Here is a 16,952-nt window from a genome sequence, read left to right on the forward strand (position 1 = left end):
ACGTCAGGTTCGGACATCCGCTCCTGGCCGGCTGAAGCCGCCTCAAATGCCATACTTGTTTTGAACAGCGGCATTAAGCTCAGCCTGCGCCAAGCCTCCTTGCTGCCAAAACACAAAAAAGTACTCCAATGTTTCGGCAGAAACGCCCATATCCATAGGATGCAACACGCAGATGGCAGTTCTTATTTTCAAAACGTCTGGCTCCTCCGATTGATCGCGCCCTTCAATTGCTCGCCAGAGGCGCACTCGCTCAGCAATGACTTCCTCAGCCGTCGCCGCGCCGGTGATGAATCGAGTCGCCACAGCTGCGGCTGACTTGGCAACCTCAGGCAATTGTGAAGTCACGCGTTCTATCGCCTCAATCATGAATTGCTGAGCTAAAAATTGCTCTGCAGGGTCATCCAAGTCCACCGCAGATGCGATAGCATCAAAAAGTTTCTTATTCAACATTTGCATTCAGTTTCAGTGATTGCTCGATGCCCACATCGGGGCCGCTTCAGGTCGGTTGCGGTCGGTGGCGACCATCCGAAATTATTCCTCGTCACGCAATTGCGCCCGAGCTTTTGACAGCGCTTGACCATATTCCATATTAAATGGAGCTACAGATTTCTTCTCAAAAATGCAGCACAAATTCCAGAGCGCCCTTTGTTCTGCTTGGTCTATTATGTCCAATTGGCCTGAATCAGAGTAGCGCCTCAAAAAATCAAATAAAACAAGGGCCTCATCAGCAGTAAGTGTTATGTGAACTTCAGAATTTGTATGCTCGTTCATATGATGTAGATTCGCGCTTTATCTTCGTCTGTAAATGGCCGAGTGCCGCTGTTGGTGGGTGACGCATATGCCTTGTTTTTTCTGCTTTTGGCCGAACTCAGCCTAAGTCTTCAGGACAGAATTTCAACGCAGTTCGTCAGTCTCTCCGAATATGTTTGCCATGTATGGCATTGTTGATTTTTTGAAAAGCAAAAAACGGGAAAGTGGTTTTACGAGGCGTTCCTGGACAGCAGCTTGATGAAATGAATGCGCTCCCTTGTAGGATCGCCAAAGTGCTCCACCAACCGTATCTGGTATCCATTGCGGATCAGCACGCGCAGCATGGCGGGATAGCGGTTCATCGATTTCACCGTGACGGCCGCAAAGCCGTGTGCGTTGGCCCAGGCTTCCTGGGCTTCCAGCAGCCGCTGCGCCAGTCCCGTTTTGCGGTGCGCGGGCAGCACGCCGCCGAGCCAGCTATACAAGGAGCCATCCTCGGCGGCATATCCCAGCTTGCAGCCGACGGGCTGGCCGTCCGCTTCCGCGATGAGCACCAGCGCACTGGCGGGCAGCCGCTCCTGCAACTGCGCCAGACTGCGCCGCTGGTCGAATTCGGGTATCGCCTGCAGCACGTGCCAGGCTTCCGCGATGCTGCCGGGCCGTATCATGCGGCCGCTTGTTCCCGGGGGCGGATGATCATGCAGGTGGCTGTCGCGTGCGCGTACACTTTACCGGCTTCGTCGCGGATCGTGCCCTCGGAAATGACCAGGTTGCGTCCCGCATTGATGACCTTGCCTTCAGCGTAGACCGTCACGTTGAAGGGCAGGGGGCGGCACATCTTGATGTTCAGGTCCGTCGTGCCGTAGCTTTCACCGGCCGGCAAGACCGTGTGCGTGGCGCAACCCGTGACCGTGTCGAGCACGGTAGCGGCAAAACCGCCGTGCACGCCGCCCATGGGATTGGTGTGCGTTTCATTTGCCGTCGCCGTGAAGATGACACGGCCATGCTCGACCGTCTGCGCATCCATGGGCATGGTCTTGGAAATGCCGGGCCGGGGGAACAGGCCTTGCGCGAAAGCTTGCATCAGTTGCAAGCCGGTCATGTCGTTGGGGTGCATGGTAACTCCTGTGGTGGTGATGTGGGATGGGTCAGACGTCCTGCGCAAAACGCAGGCGCGAGGCGTGCAGCAGGAAGCGGGCCACGACGGCCAGTTCTTCTTCGCTGAAACCTTGTTTCAGTTGTTCATTCAGGCTGTCGAGCAGGGGTAGGGCGGCGGCCAGCACCTCGCCGCCCCTGGGCGACATGTGGAGGGTGCCGGCGCGCGCGTCGAGCGCCGACTGGCCGCGCACGATCAGGCCGTTTTCTTCCATGCGCGCCACCAGGCCCGTGACGGCCGAGTTTTTCAGTTGCAGCGCGCGCCCCAGATCCTTCAACTGGCAGCCTTCCTCGCCCTTCAGGGCAAACAAGGCGACGACTTGCGTGCCGGAAAATCCCAGTTCGCTGCTGAAGACGGCATCGGCCGAGCGGAACAGGTTCTGGCGCGCCAGGTTAAGCAGATTGAACAGGCGCGGCGAACGCTCGCCCAGCGGGCAGGCGGCGGTTGTATCGGGGAGGTCAGTATTGGTACGCATGCGGAGTATACTACTACGTATGCGTAATAAATCAAGCAGGTATTGTCAGTCGCGCTGGTAGCGTCCGATGTAGCGGGCTCGCGGCCGTATCAGGGCCGCGCTGGCGGCTTGCTCAGCGGCATGCGCGATCCAGCCGGCCGAACGGGCCAGTGCAAACACGCTCATGCCCGCGCCTTCTGGCCAGCCGAACGCCAGCTCCATCGCGGCCAGCGCCAGGTCGGCGTTCGGCCTGGTATCGAGCAGCTCGCCTGCCGTGACGCACACGGCCAGGATGGCGCGCAGTTGCGGATGCGCGTGCGACAGCGCCGACAAGCGCTCCAGCAGATACGCGGCGCGCGGATCGCCATGCGGATACAGCGGGTGGCCGAAGCCGGCGAATTCCGGCGCGATGGCCGCGTAGTATTTGCCGATGGCGGCCCTGGCATCCCTGGCATCTGGCGCGCCAAGCGCCTGCGTCAACATGCGCCTGGCGGCCGCACTGCCACCGCCGTGCTTGTCACCGGACAAGGCCGCCAATCCGGCCCCCAGCGCGGCCGGCAGGCTGGCGCCCGTCGAAGCGACGCAGCGCACGGCAAAGGTCGACGCATTCAATTCATGGTCGGCCAGCAGCACGAGCGCGGCGCGCAGCAATTCAGCCTGCTCCGCGTCGGCGTTCCACGCATTGGCCAACTGATGGTGCAGCGGCAAGGCGGACGGCGCCGTCTGCAGCAGGGCGGCGGCCAGGATGCGCATCAGTTCGGGGCCATATTGCAACATGGCCGCTGGGGCGGGCTTGGCCCCCAGCATGGCCATGGCAAGCATGGCGCGCGCCAGCGGCGTGGCATCTTGCCCGCTGGCCAACCCTTGCGGCAGGGCAGGCGAGTCTTGCCGGAAATAATCGCTTGCGCCATCGTCCCACAGCAGCCCTGCGGCCGCTTCCAGGGTCGCGTGCCGGGCCAGCGCTGTCGCATCGCAGCCCCGGTACAGCAATCGGCCATCGAGGATGTGGGAAATCCGCGTCTCCAGCACGGGCAAGCCCCAGTGCATGGCAGCCACGGCCGTCTGGCCGCCGCGCTTGGCGTCATTCTTGCGCGCCGCGAGGCGCAGCACGTCTTCCTGCGGATAGCGCTTGCGGCGCGACGTTCCATTGCTGACGGAAGCGAGCAAGCCCCGGCTCACATAGGAATACAGGGTAGGCAGGCTGACGCCCAGCAGGCGCGCCGCGTCAAGAGCGGACAGATCGTTGTTCATGGCGGCCATTGTAGCGTTTGTCACTTTATATTGATTGATGGAATCAAGATTGACGGCCCGGGTGGCGCGTCACTAGACTCATGCCTTTCCCGGAGTATCCATGAGCACATTTACCATACGCACCCTGCGTCCGGACGACGCCGCCCCGTTACTGGCATTCGAGCAAGCCAACCGGGCCTGGTTCGAGCGCCATATCGACCGGCGCCCGGACGCTTTTTACAGCGTTGACGGCATCCATGCCCACGTCGCGCAATTCCTGGATGAGCACGCACAGGGCCGCATGCACCCGTGCGTCATCGTCGGCGAGCAGGGGCAATTGATCGGCCGCGCCAACCTCAAGGACATTGACCTGCAGCAAGGCGTGGCCGAAGTCGGCTACCGCATCGGGCAGCAGCAAGCGGGCAAGGGCCTGGCCACGGCCGCGCTGAACCACCTGATCGCCCTGGCGCAAGACGAATGGAGGCTGGCCAGCCTGTGCGCCTATGCCATCGACGGCAATGCGGCATCGATCCGCGTGCTGGAACGCTGCGGTTTCGTGCAGGGAATGGCCGTGCCCGATATTGCCATCGTGGAAGGCAACGTTGTCGATGGCCATGCCTATGCACTGGATTTGCAGGCGGCTGGGGTAGACTCTGTCCTGCCATAAAACCAAAGTTACCAAACATGAATCACAAAACCCCAAAACGCATCGTCGTCATCGGCGCCGGCATCGTCGGCGCCTCGCTCGCGTATCACCTGGCCAGCAAGGGGGCAAACGTCACCGTGGTCGAGGCGGGCGGCATCGCTTCCGGCGTGACGGGCACGTCGTTTGCCTGGATTAACACCTCCTGCGCCGGACCGGACCCCATCGCGGCCCTGCGCGGTGGCGCCATCGCCGCCTGGCGCCAGCTGGAAACGCAGGTGGCAGGCTTGACGGTGCGCTGGCATGGCGCCTTGTCGTATGGCACGCAGGATGGGCGCGTGTCGCCCGAATCCATGTTGGCAGATCGCGCGCGCATCACCCAGCTTGAGCCACATCTCAGGCAGCCGCCGGAACAGGCCGTTCACGAGCCGGAGCAGGGCGCCCTCGATGCCGTTGCCACCACGCATGCGTTGCTGGCAGCGGCCCAGGCGCAGGGTGCGACCGTGCGCACGCACACGCCCGTGCTGGGCTTTGTGGTCCGGGACGCGAAGGTGACAGGCGTGGAAACGGCCACGGGCGTCATCGATGCGGATGTGATCGTATTGGCGGCAGGCACGGGTACCGCTGTGCTGGCGCAGAAACTGGGTGCCAGCCTGCCCATCCATGCCTCGCCCGCCATCTTCCTGCGCTACACGGCGCCGCCCGGCCTCGTGCGCGGCATCATCTCCAGCCATGCAATGGAAGTGCGGCAAGCCGAGGATGGCACCATGCTGGCGGCGGAAGACTATGTGGACGAGGCGCCGGAAAACCAGCCCGCCGCCATGGTGCAGCGCACGGCCAGTGCGATCCGCAATGAACTGGACGGTGCCGAGGCCGTTGCGCCGGAATTTGCCGCTGTCGGCCTGCGCCCCATGCCCGTCGATGGCGTGCCCATCATCGGTTGCCTGTCGCAGGTGGAAGGAGCATACGTATGCGCCATGCATCCTGGCGTGGTGCTGGCGGCCATCGTGGGCCAGCTTGCCAGCGGGGAAATCGTCACTGGCCAGCCCGCGCCGGCCCTGGAAGCTTGCCGGCCCGCGCGCTTTCTGGCGTGCTGATTCCTAAGGCACCGGCGCCACAAACACGGGCAGGATGAACGGTGCTTGCTCCTGCTCATCGCCTTCCTCCGACGGGGCCTGCATGAAATCTTCGTTGCGCCAATCCCCGTTCACCACCCGGTCGGCGATCAGAGACAAATCCTGCGTTTCGCGCACCTCGCAGCGAAACGGCAACCGGCCATGCGAGCGCGACACCAGGCTGAAGCGCAACTGGCGGCATTGCGCATCGTGCCAGCAATAGAACAGCATCTCCTCGCCAACGAGCGCGCTGCTGCGGGCCGCGATCAATTCTTCCATGAAGGCAACGATATCGGCCGCATGAATCTGCGGCGTTTCCTCGTCCGTGGGCGAAAAGCTCCACATATTGGTCATCGCTTCGTGATTGATGTCGTCGGGATCAATCTCCACGGCATCGTCTTTCGCCATGCTGAACCAGTTGTTGACGACGGTTGAGTGCATCATGTAATTCTTTCAGTACTTATTGTGTTTATTTGCGCATCACCGGCTGGATGATGCCGACGCGTCCATTCATCGGCGACATCGCCCATGGTTTTGGCGGCGCCATCGCCGCCGTGCCAATTGAAATCCATGCTGTTTCCTTTGTTTCATCTTTTGGCTATATTCTCATGCCATCGAAATGCCCGCGCCAGCTTTTCCTTCATTTAATGACCAGGACGACCGCAGCACGCCTTAGCCCCGCGGCCCATCCGCCAGCAACTCCGCCAGCCTCGTCGTCAGCCACAAACTCGTCTCGCTGAGTTTTTTGCCATGAATCGACAGTCGCCGCACGGGCAGGCGCGACAAAGCCAGGGCAGGGCACGGCACTTCCTGCAGATACCCTTTGTAATTGTCGTAGTTGGCGATGTTCAGGGGCAGAATCGCCCAGCCCAGCTCGTCCGCCACCATTTCCGCGATGCTGTAAAAACTGTCGGAAAACCAGACGGCGGGGCTGAAGGCGTGTTCGCGGTTCAGCTCGGAGTCCATGATCAGCTGGCGGTAGCGGGTCAGCTCGTTGCGGCTCACTTCCTGGCCGTGGGCCATCGCATGGCCTTTGGCCACGAACACGCCTTGCGCCACGCTGCCGATGTGCTGCTGTTCCAGCACGGGGGAGATGGGGCCGCGGTCGAAGTGAAAAGCCACGTCGGCTTGCTGCTGCTCCACGTATTGCGCCACCTCGGACGCCGTGGCGTTGAGCATCACCAGTTCCAGCGCCGGGTAGCGCGCCGCCAATTCCTTCACCAGGGTGCCGATGGCCAGGTAGGGCAGGGCTTCGTCCAGGGCCAGGGTCAGCTGGGCTTCGGGCGCCTCGCTCAAGAGCTGCGCCCGCAGTTGCAATCGCTCGGCCTGGCGCAGCAATTCGCACGCTTCCAGGTGCATCACCTTGCCCGCTTCCGTCAGCACGGCGCTGCGGCGCGAACGGTCGAACAGTTCCACGCCGAATTCCGCTTCCAGCAAGCCGATCGAGGTGCTGACCACCGATTGCGCGCGGCCCAGCCGGCGCGCCGCGCCCGAGAAAGACCCGGCCGCGACGGCCGCCTCGAAGTAGCGCATTTGTTCCAAAGTCCATTGCATGGCATTCACCTATCTGTTTTACAGATGGATTTTAACTTGAATGCCATTCAGGGGCGACATAAAATGCATTTACATTTTCAACAACACGAGATCCGCCATGAAAAACGCTCAAGCCCATACCCCCGCCATCAGCTTCAGCTGGTGTCACGACGCCACCGCCGAAGATGCGCTGTGCAAGCTCTACCTTGATAACGTCAGCGCCGACTATATCTCCCATTCGGAGCTGCAGGGCGAGCGCGCCGATGCGCCCGGCAACTGGCGCGCGGACTTGCCTGAAGTGATCCGTGGCGAAATCCGCGCCGCCCTGTCGCATGACTGGGCACATGGCGATTCGACCCTGCTGGCTGTCGCTACTTCCGGCGACGATATCGTCGGCATGGCACTCGTCTCGATAGACACGCGCCAGCGCGCCTCGAAATCGTTCGCCGCGCTGGACGACCTGGTCTTGCTGCCCTCCGTGCGCGGCAGCGGCATCGGCAGCCAGCTGGTGGAGTGGGTAGCCGGCGAGCTGCGCAGCCACGGCATCGCCCGTCTGTTCCTCGAATGCGGCGCGCACAACCTGACGGCGCAACAATTCTTCCAGGGCCGCGGCTTCAAGCAAGTGTCCGTCGTCATGCTGCGCGAACTCGACGTGCCAGCGGTAACCGCCGCCGTGGATGACAAGGATGGCGACCGTGGCTGACGCCCGCCGCCCCCGCCAAGCCCAGGCCCGTGGCAGCCTGGAACGTAAATATTTGCGCAGCACCAAATTCATCCAAACCGATAGTTGTTAAAAGTTATACTAAATCCATGAGTTGTTTATGCATCCAATGAAAAAATGGCTGACGCTGGCCATCGTCTCCAGCGCCTTGTTCCTGATCGTGGTCGACATGACCGTGCTCTACACAGCCTTGCCTGCGCTGACGCGCGACTTGCAAGCGACTTCTTCGCAAAAACTGTGGATCATCAACGTGTACGCGCTGGTCGTCTCCGGTCTGCTGCCCGGCCTCGGCACCCTCGGTGACCGCTTGAGCCACAAACCCGTTTTCCTTGCCGGCCTGGCCGTGTTCGGCATCGCCTCGCTGTGCGCCGCGTTTTCGCCCGCGCCGGAGTGGCTGATCTTTGCCCGCGTGCTGCTGGCCATCGGCGCCGCCTTGATGATGCCGGCCACCTTGTCCATCATCCGCCTGACCTTTACGGACAACCGCGAGCGCTCGTTCGCCATCGGCGTGTGGGCGGCCATCGCTTCCGGCGGCGCCGCGTTTGGCCCCGTGCTCGGTGGTTTCCTGATGGAACATTACTGGTGGGGTTCCGTCTTCCTGATCAACGTGCCCATCGTACTGCTGACCCTGGTGCTGGCCGCCGTCGTGCTGCCGAAACGGGCCGGTAACCGCGACAAGCCGTGGGATCTGAAGGGCTCGCTGCAAATCATGATGGGCCTGCTTGGTGGCGTATATGCGATCAAGGAGCTGGGCAAGTCGCAGCCGTCGTATGCGCTGGCCGCCGCCTCGTTTGCCGTGGGCGCCTTCTTCATGCTGAAATTCGTGCGCCGCCAGAAGCGCCAGGCCAAGCCGCTGATCGACTTCGCCCTGTTCCGCGAACTGCCGTTTTCCAGCGCCGTGGCCGCCGCCATGGTGGCGTCCGCCGCCCTGATCGGCATGGAACTGGCGCTGAGCCAGCACATGCAGCTGGTGCGTGAATTGTCGCCGCTGGAAGCGGGCTTGCTGCTGTTGCCGCTGCCGCTGGCGTCCGTGTTTGCCGGGCCATTGACGGGTTTCATGCTGCCACGCGCCGACAAGGCCAAGGTACTGTGGGGTTCGCTGCTGCTGTCCGGTATCGGCATGGCATCGTATCTGGTGCTGCATGACGCCGCCGTTTCGGCCCAAGTGGCCAGCCTGGTGATCCTGGGTCTGGGCCTGGGCGCCGTCATGACGGCCGCGTCCAGCGCCGTCATGCTGAACGTGGCGCCACAGCAAGCGGGCATGGCCGCCTCGATCGAGGAAGTCTCGTATGAGCTGGGCGCCGTGATCGGCGTGACCGTGCTGGGCACCATCTTGTCGGCCGTCTACAGCGCCACCCTGGTCATCCCGGAAAGCGCGGGCCTGTTGCCGAATGCCCATGACACCCTCGATGCGGCGCTGCTGGCCGCCGAGCAATTGCCGGCCGAACTGGGCTTGCAAGTGTCGGAACTGGCCCGCTCGGCCTTTGACAAGGCGTTTATTGTCGTGCTGGCCACGGCGTCTGCCATTTTGATGCTGGCAGCCGCCACCATCCGCCATCTGCATCTGCGGGCGCGCCGCGCGGTCTGCGCGATTTGATGGTTCAGCGCACCAGCTGCGGCGCCACCTTGTCGCGCAAGACCGTCCATTGGGCGTCGTGCACGGCCTGGTTGGGGTCGTGTCCGGCGCGTTTCACCAAGGTAAAATCCTTGGCCGGTGCCGTGATGCTGTCGAAGTAGGTGCGCGCGATGGCGGGCGAGGTCAGCAGATTAGTTGGTGGGAATTACAGCGTGCAATCCTGCGCCTGCTTGCCAGCGATAAAGCGGGTACTGGCCTGTGCAAAGCAGGCGGGCGCCGTCCATAACAGGAAATGCGGGGCGTCGTGCACGGTGGACAGGGCCACCTTGCCGGCCTTGCTCTGCGTCAAAGCCTGTACCTGCGCCTGCGCGCCCGCGTATGGCGTTTTCGGGTCCAGGGTTCCCTGCAGCACCAGAGTCGGCGGCACTTTCGCCGGCAAGGTGCCGAAAAAGGCATCGCGCGGGTAGGTGGGCAAGCCGCCGCCCAGCAGGATGCGGGGCAGGGGACTGGTAAACAGCAAGTCCGCCTCGTCGCGGTCGATGTCGGTGGCGGCCCAGCCGGGGCGCAACGAAGGCTGCAGATTGTTTTCCGAATTACTGATGATACTGACCAGAGGAATCGACAGCGGCGACTGGGAATAGCTGCCCAGGCTGGCCGCCGCCTGCGTCAACGTGGCGCGCGCGGACGCCAGTTCCGTTTCCTTGCCCTGGTCCAGCTCGCGCAGCAGATACGGGATGCGGGCGCGGGCGGCCGGCACGTCGAGCATGCCGCCCAGGAAATTTTTCAGGTTCTTGCCGGGAATCTTCGCCAGCAGGGCGGGATCCGCTTGCGTCTTGTCCAGCACGCGGCGGTACAAGGTTGCGGCCGGCTCGGCAATCGCCGCATGGCAGGCCGGGTCCGCGTCGCAGCGGGCCAGCACCTGCATGCCGACCGTGTTGACCACGTGCGAACGCTGGCTCAAGTCCCAGCGCGCATCCGTTTGCGGCGGCACCAGCGAGTCGAGGATGACGCCCTTGACGGGCAATGGTCCCAGTTGCAAGGCGCGCAAGACCAGTTGCGTGCCATACGACACACCGTATACATACACGGGCGGCTGTTTGCCCTTGGCCTTGCGTTCGCCTTCGATCAGGGCTTGCAAGTCGCGTGCCGCCATCGTGATGGAAAACTGGCCCGCGTATTCCGGCATCAAGTTGATGCCGGCAAAGCATCTGCCCCATTCGGCGCCAGCCAGCGCGCGGCCGCCGGGACTCTGTTCCGACTCTTCCACCTTGCACAGGCGAGAAGAATTGCCCGTGCCGCGGTGGTCGGGGATGAGGAATTCAAAGCCGGGAAAGCTGCGGCGCAAGGTGGGCAGCAAGTTGTAGAACGAAGCGCCCGATTCGCCGGGGCCGCCCGCCACCAGCCACAGGGTGCCCTTGGCGGCCTTGCCGACAGGCACATCGGCCGCAAACTTGCGCACAAAAACGTGCATGGCGTCCGGATCACCGATGCCGTGGCCCTGGGCGTCGTAGCTGCCAGGCACGTTCAAGCCCGAACACAGACTGCCGGGGGCGGCCGTATCGGAACAGGGCGTGAAGAACATCGGTTCGGCATGCAATGATGCGCTGGCAATAAGGGAGGCGAGCGCGGTAGCCAGCGGGGTCAGGCGGGGAAGAAAGGTCATCGGCTACTTTGGCAGAGATGGAGATCAGCCGCCAAAGTAGCGTTTTTTACAGCAATTGTCCAGATGGAAAGTTTTCCACGTGGATTTATTTGGCTTTACTGCCGCGCAGCAGCCTGAGGCCGTTCGCCACCACCAGCAGGCTGGCGCCAACGTCGGCGAACACGGCCATCCACAGGGTCGCCATGCCGGCCAGGGCCAGGCCAAAGAACACGGCCTTGATGCCGATGGCAAAGCTGATGTTTTGCACGAGGATGCTGCGCGTGCGCTGGCTCAGGCTGATGAATTCGGGCAATTTGCCCAGCTCGTCATCCATCAGGGCCACGTCCGCCGTTTCGATGGCCGTATCGCTGCCGGCCGCGCCCATGGCGAAGCCGATGTCGGCCTGCGCCAGGGCCGGGGCGTCGTTGACGCCGTCGCCCAGCATGGCGACCACGCCGAACTGCTGCTGCAAGGCCTTGATTTCATCGAGCTTGTTTTCCGGCAGCAGTTCCGCCTTGACCAGGCTGACGCCCACTTCGGCACCGATGCGCTGCGCCGTCAGCAGATTGTCGCCCGTCAGCATCACGGTGGTGACGCCCAGCGCATTCAATCTGGCGATGGCGGACGCCGCCGTGGGGCGCAGCACGTCGGCCACGGCGATGACGCCCAGCGCGCCGTCCGGCGTGGCCAGCACCATGGCCGTGTAGGCTTGCTGTTCCAGCCGCGCCAGGACGTCTTGCAATGCCGGCGTCAGGACATTCAATTCCGTCATCAGGCGCGCATTGCCCAGATAATAGGTCTGGCCGGCGATCGTGCCTTGCACGCCGCGTCCATGCAGGGCGGCAAACTGGGTCACGGGCAAATGGCTGCCAGCGGGCGGGCCCGCCTTGACGATGGCGGCGGCCAGCGGGTGGGCCGAATTGGCGTCCAGACTGGCGGCCAGCAGCAAGATGGCGTCGCGGTCACTGCCTTCCAATGCCACCACATCCGTGACGGCCGGTTTGCCCATGGTCAAGGTGCCCGTCTTGTCGACGGCGATGGCCTTGATGCGGTAGCCCGTTTCCAGGAATTGCCCGCCTTTGACCAGAATGCCGCGCCGCGCGGCCGCCGTCAGGCCGCTGACGACGGTGACGGGCGTGGAAATGACGAGCGCGCACGGGCAGGCGATCACCAGCATCACCAGCGCCTTATATACCCAGGCCATGAAGGGCGCGCCAAAAAGCAAAGGCGGCAGTACGGCGACCAGGATGGCGAACACGACCACGGCCGGCGTGTAGTAACGGGCGAAATTGTCGACAAAGCGCTGCGTGGGCGCCTGTTTTCCTTGCGTTTCCTCGATCACCTTGACGATTTTCGCCAGGGTGCTGTTGCCGCTGTTGGCCGTGACGGTAACGTCAAGCAAGCCCCGTTCATTGATGGTGCCCGCGTACACGACGTCGCCCACGGCCTTGTCCACCGGCATGCTTTCACCGGTGATCGGCGCCTGGTTGACGGACGATTCGCCGCTTTGCACGATGCCGTCGAGGGCGATGCGTTCGCCCGGCTTCACGCGCATCAGCGTGCCGATGGCCACCGTGGCGACAGCAACTGGCTGCCAGGCGCCGCTGGCGTCGGCAACGGTCGCCGTGTCGGGCGCCAGTTGCATCAGGCTGTGCACGGCGTTGCGCGCGCGGTTCAGGGACAAGCCTTCGATCAGCTCGGCGATGGCGAAAAGGAAGATGACCATGGCCGCTTCCGGCCACTGGCCGATGGCGATGGCGCCAAAGACCGCCAGGCTCATCAGGAAATTGATGTTCAGGGTGAGTGTTTTCAGGGCAATCCAGCCCTTTTTCAGGGTCGGCCAGCCGCCCGTGGCGATCGACAGCAGGGCCAGGGCGATGACGAGGGGCGAACTGTCTTCATGCGTGGTCCACGCCAGCGCTTCGGCGCCGGCAGCGGCCAGGCCGGAGACGACCAGCAAGCCTTTTTGCAAGCTGCTGAGGTTGCCTTCATTCGGATCGCGCCTGACTGCCGCGTCCGCCTTCATGGGAATCGCCTGCATGCCGATGCCGTGCAGCGCCGCTTCCACCGTGGCCAGTGTAGGCAGGGTGTGGTGCACGTCCAGCACGCGGTTCATCAGGTTGAAATCGAGGCCCACGACGCCCGTCATATTGCCCAGCTTGTTGCGGATCAACCGCTCTTCCGTGGGGCAATCCATGTTGGCAATGCGGTATTTGGCCGTGTTGGCGCCGGCGATGGGCGTGCTGGGCAGGACTGGGCCGGTTGGGGCGGCAGGCGTGGACGAGCACGCATGCTGGCTGGAACAGCAGCTGGCCGCCTTGGGCGCAGGGCTGGGTTCGTGCGCATGCTTGTGGTCATGCTTATGCTCGTGGTCAGGTGCGTGGTTATGGCTATCGTGCGGCATCGCATCATCCTTCCGGTTTCGTGTATGCTTCCATTAGAAACCCTGTAGCCGCTACAGGGTCAAGCAGAATTTGCATGAAAGAATGAAAAGAGGATGCCATGCGTATCGGAGAACTGGCCAAACGGACAGATTGTGACGTGGAAACCGTGCGTTACTATGAAAAGGCGGGCTTGCTGCAGGAACCGGGACGCAACAGCGCCGGCTACCGCGAGTACCGGGAAGAACACCAGGAACGGCTACAATTCATCCGCCATTGCCGCTCCCTGCAGATCGGCTTGACGGATATCCGTGCCTTGCTGGAATTTAAGAACAATCCGGCCGAAGGTTGTCAGAGCGTCAATGAATTGCTCGACCACCATATTCTGCGCATTGCCGAACAGATGGCGAACCTGCAAACCCTGCAGCAGCAACTGGTGACCTTGCGCCATCAGTGCGACCAGCCGCAGCCGTCGCAAGACTGCGCGATTTTGCAAAACCTGTCCGAGGCGGCCAGCGGCAACGACTGCGCCTGCCATACCGAACTTCATTGAACCGATTGCTTCATGTTGAAACTGTTGCCTAAAAAAACTTTATTAACCTTATCCCTGCTGTCGCCGCTGAGCCATGCCGCCGATGCACCTGCCGCAGCCGGCCACTACCTGACTTTGTACGCCGTGCCCGGCGTGCCGCAAAACGATGATCCGTACACCTGGAGCACGCTTGGCGGCAAGCAGCTGACGAAAGGCGTGACCAAGGCGGACGGCCGTGCCTATGTCAAGGGGGAGGAGGGGGAAGACACCTATATTCTGAAAACTGTCAGCATGCGCTGGCAACTGAAGGTTCCCGCCGAATGCTGGCAGGGCGCCCCTGACGCCTTCCAGCAATGCATGCAACTGGCCAAAACCACGAGCCGCTATGATGAAGAGCAGGATGCGCTCAAACTGGCCAGAGAGAAAGATCAACAGGCCAAGGCGGTAGCCTACGAGCGGGCGGTCCGGGCCAATGACGATGCGCTGGCTTGGCTGGGCAAACTGCCGCCGGAGTGGTCCATGCAGGAACACGCCAGGCGCCTGCTGTCCATCGGCGACAAGATCCAGCGGCATATCGCCAGCGGCTTGCGGCAAGGCGGCCCCGATGTGCGCCAGTTTGTCTGCAAGGCGCCCACGGCCTACGGCGCATTGCCGCAGCAGCAAGCCTTGCGAGCCTATCAGCTGCAGCCGCTGCCCGTGCTGCACGCGGGCGCCGCCTGGGATCAGCTGCTTGCGGCTGCCGCACAGGGCAACTGGATGGCGCGCCTGGAAGTGTATTACGCCTTGGCTGAGCGAAAGGTGAGCGAACTGAGCTATGTGGAGCAGGCGCGCCTGGTGCAATTGATGCAATGGCTGCACCAACGCGAAATCGCCGGCCTGTACAGCTTCAGTGCCCGTACGATTGGCGATGGCGCCACGCAGGACCGTGTGGCACGCCTGGCAGCCATGCAGGGCAGCGTTATCGACCAGAGCGTCGTGGGGACGCTGCTGCAGGATGAGGACGATCCGGCACTGGTGGCGGCAGGCAAGCGGATGCTCGACTGCGCCGCAGCGGCCATGCAGTCACCGCGCTAACGCGTCAGCAAGGGCGGGCCACCATCACCCAGCCGGAAGGCGTCGACCACGCGCAATAGATCGTGCGCCTGGTCCTGCATGCTTTGCGCGGCGGCGGCCGATTGCTCGACGAGGGCGGCATTACGCTGGGTCAATTCGTCCATTTCCGTGATGGCATTGTTGACTTCCTCGATGCCCTTGCTCTGGCGCTGGCTGGCCGCCGTGATGTCGTTCATGATTTCCGTCACTTGCTGGACGGAGGCGACGATATCTCCCATGGTGCGCCCGGCGCTGTCGGCCAGTTCGCTGCCCGTTTCTATCCTGGCAACGGAATCCTCGATCAGCTGCTTGATTTCACGCGCCGCCGTGGCCGAACGCTGCGCCAGGCCCCGTACCTCGGTGGCGACGACGGCAAAGCCGCGCCCCTGTTCGCCTGCGCGCGCCGCTTCCACGGCCGCGTTCAAGGCGAGGATATTCGTCTGGAACGCGATGCCGTCGATGACGGCGATGATATCGACAATGCGCCCGGAACTGGCCTTGATCGAGCCCATCGTTTCGACCACCTGGCCCACGACGCGGCCGCCTTCCAGCGCCACGTTCGAGGTCGACAGCACCATCTGGTTGGCCTGGTGCGCGTGACTGGCATTCTCGCGCACGGTATCGGTCAAGGCATGCATGGACGTGGCCGTTTCCTGCAAGGAATGGGCTTGCGACTCGGTGCGGGCCGACAAGTCGGCATTGCCGAGCGCGATTTCACTCGCCTCTACTGTGATGGTGGAGCCCGCCTGGCGGATGTCGCCCAATAAGGTGTTCCAGTTTTTCAGCACGGTGGCCAGGGCGCGTGACAGCTTGCCCACCTCGTCGTCACCCTGCGCCTCGATGCGCGTGGTCAGGTCGCCGGCGGCCAGCGATTCGGCGGCGCGGCAAGCATCATCGATGGGCCGCACCACGGAGCGCGCCACCCACGTGGCGATCAGGGCCAGCAGGGCAAAGCCGATGACCATGGTACCCAGCGACAGCCAGCCGGCACGCTGGCCCGCATTCTTGGTGTCCTGCAACGCATCGACTGTGCGGTGATCGAGGTTGAGCAGCACCTGGCGCAACTGCCCGCGCACTTGCTGGTAGTGCCCGGCGGCATTTTGCATCGCGGCCACGCCCGTATTCGGGTCCATGGACGCCAGGTCCAGCGCCTGCGCCACGCTGGCACGGTAGCGCTCGATGCCCGGCAGCGCCTGGCCCGCTTCCGTGGCGGCGCCCGAGAATTTCTGCAGTTCCTTCAAGCCTTGCGCAATGGCGTTCAGCTGGTCATCCGTTTGTGCGCCGAATTGCTTGAACTGTTCGTCCGACAGGCTGGCCGCGATGGCAATCTTCGCGTACACGTCGGCGTGCACCTGGCCCAGGGCAATGGCTTGCTGGTTCGCAAGCCGTTCGGCCGTCAGGGTGACGTCTTTCAATTCGCGCATGCGCTGCTCGTTCTGCTGCATGGCGAAGTAGGACAAGGCCCCCATGGCCAGCAGGCAAGCCAGCGCGACCACCGGGACGATCAACATCTTCTGTGCGATTTTCATCGGAAGCCCTATCGTCAAGAGATCGGAAAACCATCCCGGCGCTGGCGGCGCGGCGGCCGGCTACAGGTAGATGCCGCCGCAGACGACGGTCTCGGCCAGCTTTTCGCAATACATCACTTTCGGCTCGATTTTCTTGGTTTCCGGATTCGTGAATTTGTATTCCTGCCAGAACGTGCCCTTGCTCTTGGCCAAGTCGACTCGTTCCTTGACGAAAGCCTTGCCATCGATATCCTTCAATTCGATCAGGTTCTTGCCCACCATTTTCGGGTTGGCGCCATGCGCGACGACCGTGCCGTCGAGTTTATAGACGACCAGGTACAGGTCGTGCAGGATGAATTGCGGCGACTTGGCCGTGATTTCGCCATACGCCTTGGCGTCGCCAGCGCTCTTGATGTAGGCCACGCCTTTCTTGACCATGGCTTCGGCATCGGGGCGCGTGGCGCCGCCTTCCGCAGCACTGGCGATACCAGGCAAGGTAGCGGCGGCAAGCATGAGCGGCAGGCAAATGGCAGGGGCGAACTTGGGCATGAAAATCTCCTTCACATTGCGGCAGAGGGACGCCGGCGGGGAACCGGTGCGGTAGGGAAAGTGCTGATGG

At 62.9% G+C, this 16,952-nt stretch carries 19 protein-coding genes; 6 read left to right on the forward strand and 13 right to left on the reverse strand.

The annotated features are described in order from the left end of the window. Positions 1-42: 42 nt before the first annotated feature. The 6 genes from CSQ91_RS06655 to CSQ91_RS06680 form a co-directional block, all read right to left on the reverse strand. Positions 43-450, reverse strand: a complete 408-nt coding sequence (locus CSQ91_RS06655; RefSeq protein WP_143450964.1) for a hypothetical protein — start codon at positions 448-450, stop codon at positions 43-45. Positions 451-531: 81 nt separating this feature from the next. Further along, on the reverse strand, positions 532-771 hold the full coding sequence (locus CSQ91_RS06660) for a hypothetical protein (protein WP_099387759.1): 240 nt from the start codon (positions 769-771) through the stop codon (positions 532-534). Between the two features lie 209 nt (positions 772-980). Beyond that, entirely contained in the window at positions 981-1,418 is a 438-nt protein-coding gene (locus CSQ91_RS06665; protein ID WP_099387760.1) for a GNAT family N-acetyltransferase, read from the reverse strand. Then, positions 1,415-1,867 (reverse strand): PaaI family thioesterase, encoded by a 453-nt coding sequence (locus CSQ91_RS06670; protein WP_034787481.1) that lies wholly within the window; start codon positions 1,865-1,867, stop codon positions 1,415-1,417. Before CSQ91_RS06670 ends, CSQ91_RS06665 begins: the two co-directional genes overlap by 4 nt. A 31-nt stretch (positions 1,868-1,898) precedes the next feature. Continuing rightward, on the reverse strand, positions 1,899-2,381 hold the full coding sequence (locus tag CSQ91_RS06675; protein WP_052140589.1) for a MarR family winged helix-turn-helix transcriptional regulator: 483 nt from the start codon (positions 2,379-2,381) through the stop codon (positions 1,899-1,901). A gap of 45 nt (positions 2,382-2,426) precedes the next feature. Further along, on the reverse strand, positions 2,427-3,635 hold the full coding sequence (locus tag CSQ91_RS06680) for a citrate synthase (protein WP_257217241.1): 1,209 nt from the start codon (positions 3,633-3,635) through the stop codon (positions 2,427-2,429). Positions 3,636-3,711: 76 nt separating this feature from the next. Between CSQ91_RS06680 and CSQ91_RS06685 the strand changes: the two genes are divergently transcribed. Then, positions 3,712-4,257: a GNAT family N-acetyltransferase gene (locus CSQ91_RS06685; protein ID WP_099387761.1), complete on the forward strand. Its 546-nt coding sequence runs from the start codon at positions 3,712-3,714 to the stop codon at positions 4,255-4,257. A gap of 17 nt (positions 4,258-4,274) precedes the next feature. Beyond that, positions 4,275-5,330, forward strand: a complete 1,056-nt coding sequence (locus CSQ91_RS06690; protein ID WP_099387762.1) for an NAD(P)/FAD-dependent oxidoreductase — start codon at positions 4,275-4,277, stop codon at positions 5,328-5,330. A gap of 3 nt (positions 5,331-5,333) precedes the next feature. Here CSQ91_RS06690 and CSQ91_RS06695 read toward each other — a convergent pair whose 3' ends face one another. The 3 genes from CSQ91_RS06695 to CSQ91_RS06700 all read right to left on the reverse strand — a co-directional run bounded on the left by CSQ91_RS06695 (position 5,334) and on the right by CSQ91_RS06700 (position 6,902). Then, complete coding sequence (locus CSQ91_RS06695) at positions 5,334-5,792, reverse strand: hypothetical protein (protein ID WP_099387763.1); 459 nt, start codon at positions 5,790-5,792, stop codon at positions 5,334-5,336. Further along, positions 5,789-5,920: a hypothetical protein gene (locus CSQ91_RS29135; RefSeq protein WP_257217242.1), complete on the reverse strand. Its 132-nt coding sequence runs from the start codon at positions 5,918-5,920 to the stop codon at positions 5,789-5,791. Before CSQ91_RS29135 ends, CSQ91_RS06695 begins: the two co-directional genes overlap by 4 nt. 100 nt (positions 5,921-6,020) lie before the next feature. After that, the gene (locus CSQ91_RS06700; protein WP_176375614.1) at positions 6,021-6,902 is read right to left on the reverse strand and encodes a LysR family transcriptional regulator; all 882 of its coding nucleotides are present in this window, start codon (positions 6,900-6,902) and stop codon (positions 6,021-6,023) included. Between the two features lie 97 nt (positions 6,903-6,999). Here CSQ91_RS06700 and CSQ91_RS06705 point away from each other — a divergent pair, with 97 nt between their 5' ends. Together CSQ91_RS06705 and CSQ91_RS06710 are read left to right on the forward strand one after the other, a co-directional pair. Further along, positions 7,000-7,584 (forward strand): GNAT family N-acetyltransferase, encoded by a 585-nt coding sequence (locus CSQ91_RS06705; protein WP_180278361.1) that lies wholly within the window; start codon positions 7,000-7,002, stop codon positions 7,582-7,584. A gap of 127 nt (positions 7,585-7,711) precedes the next feature. Further along, positions 7,712-9,199: an MFS transporter gene (locus CSQ91_RS06710; protein ID WP_275041796.1), complete on the forward strand. Its 1,488-nt coding sequence runs from the start codon at positions 7,712-7,714 to the stop codon at positions 9,197-9,199. 184 nt (positions 9,200-9,383) lie between these two features. Here the strand turns inward: CSQ91_RS06710 and CSQ91_RS06715 are convergent, their stop codons facing one another. Then, positions 9,384-10,841 (reverse strand): alpha/beta fold hydrolase, encoded by a 1,458-nt coding sequence (locus tag CSQ91_RS06715; protein ID WP_099387766.1) that lies wholly within the window; start codon positions 10,839-10,841, stop codon positions 9,384-9,386. A gap of 85 nt (positions 10,842-10,926) precedes the next feature. Further along, positions 10,927-13,224, reverse strand: a complete 2,298-nt coding sequence (locus CSQ91_RS06720) for a heavy metal translocating P-type ATPase (RefSeq protein ID WP_099387767.1) — start codon at positions 13,222-13,224, stop codon at positions 10,927-10,929. Between the two features lie 98 nt (positions 13,225-13,322). Here CSQ91_RS06720 and cadR point away from each other — a divergent pair, with 98 nt between their 5' ends. Together cadR and CSQ91_RS06730 are read left to right on the forward strand one after the other, a co-directional pair. Next, positions 13,323-13,754 carry a Cd(II)/Pb(II)-responsive transcriptional regulator gene (gene cadR, locus CSQ91_RS06725; protein ID WP_099387768.1) on the forward strand — a complete coding sequence of 144 codons (432 nt, stop codon included), beginning with the start codon at positions 13,323-13,325 and terminating at the stop codon, positions 13,752-13,754. 12 nt (positions 13,755-13,766) lie between these two features. Then, positions 13,767-14,807: a hypothetical protein gene (locus tag CSQ91_RS06730; protein WP_099387769.1), complete on the forward strand. Its 1,041-nt coding sequence runs from the start codon at positions 13,767-13,769 to the stop codon at positions 14,805-14,807. Here CSQ91_RS06730 and CSQ91_RS06735 read toward each other — a convergent pair. Both CSQ91_RS06735 and CSQ91_RS06740 read right to left on the reverse strand, forming a co-directional pair. Beyond that, complete coding sequence (locus CSQ91_RS06735; RefSeq protein ID WP_257217243.1) at positions 14,804-16,354, reverse strand: methyl-accepting chemotaxis protein; 1,551 nt, start codon at positions 16,352-16,354, stop codon at positions 14,804-14,806. The two genes, CSQ91_RS06730 and CSQ91_RS06735, sit on opposite strands and share 4 nt — an antisense overlap. A gap of 60 nt (positions 16,355-16,414) precedes the next feature. Then, entirely contained in the window at positions 16,415-16,882 is a 468-nt protein-coding gene (locus CSQ91_RS06740; protein WP_080753727.1) for a cache domain-containing protein, read from the reverse strand. Between the last annotated feature and the right edge of the window lie 70 nt (positions 16,883-16,952).

The organism is Janthinobacterium sp. BJB301 (genome assembly GCF_002735685.1).
Classification (GTDB): Bacteria; Pseudomonadota; Gammaproteobacteria; order Burkholderiales; family Burkholderiaceae_D; genus Janthinobacterium; species Janthinobacterium lividum.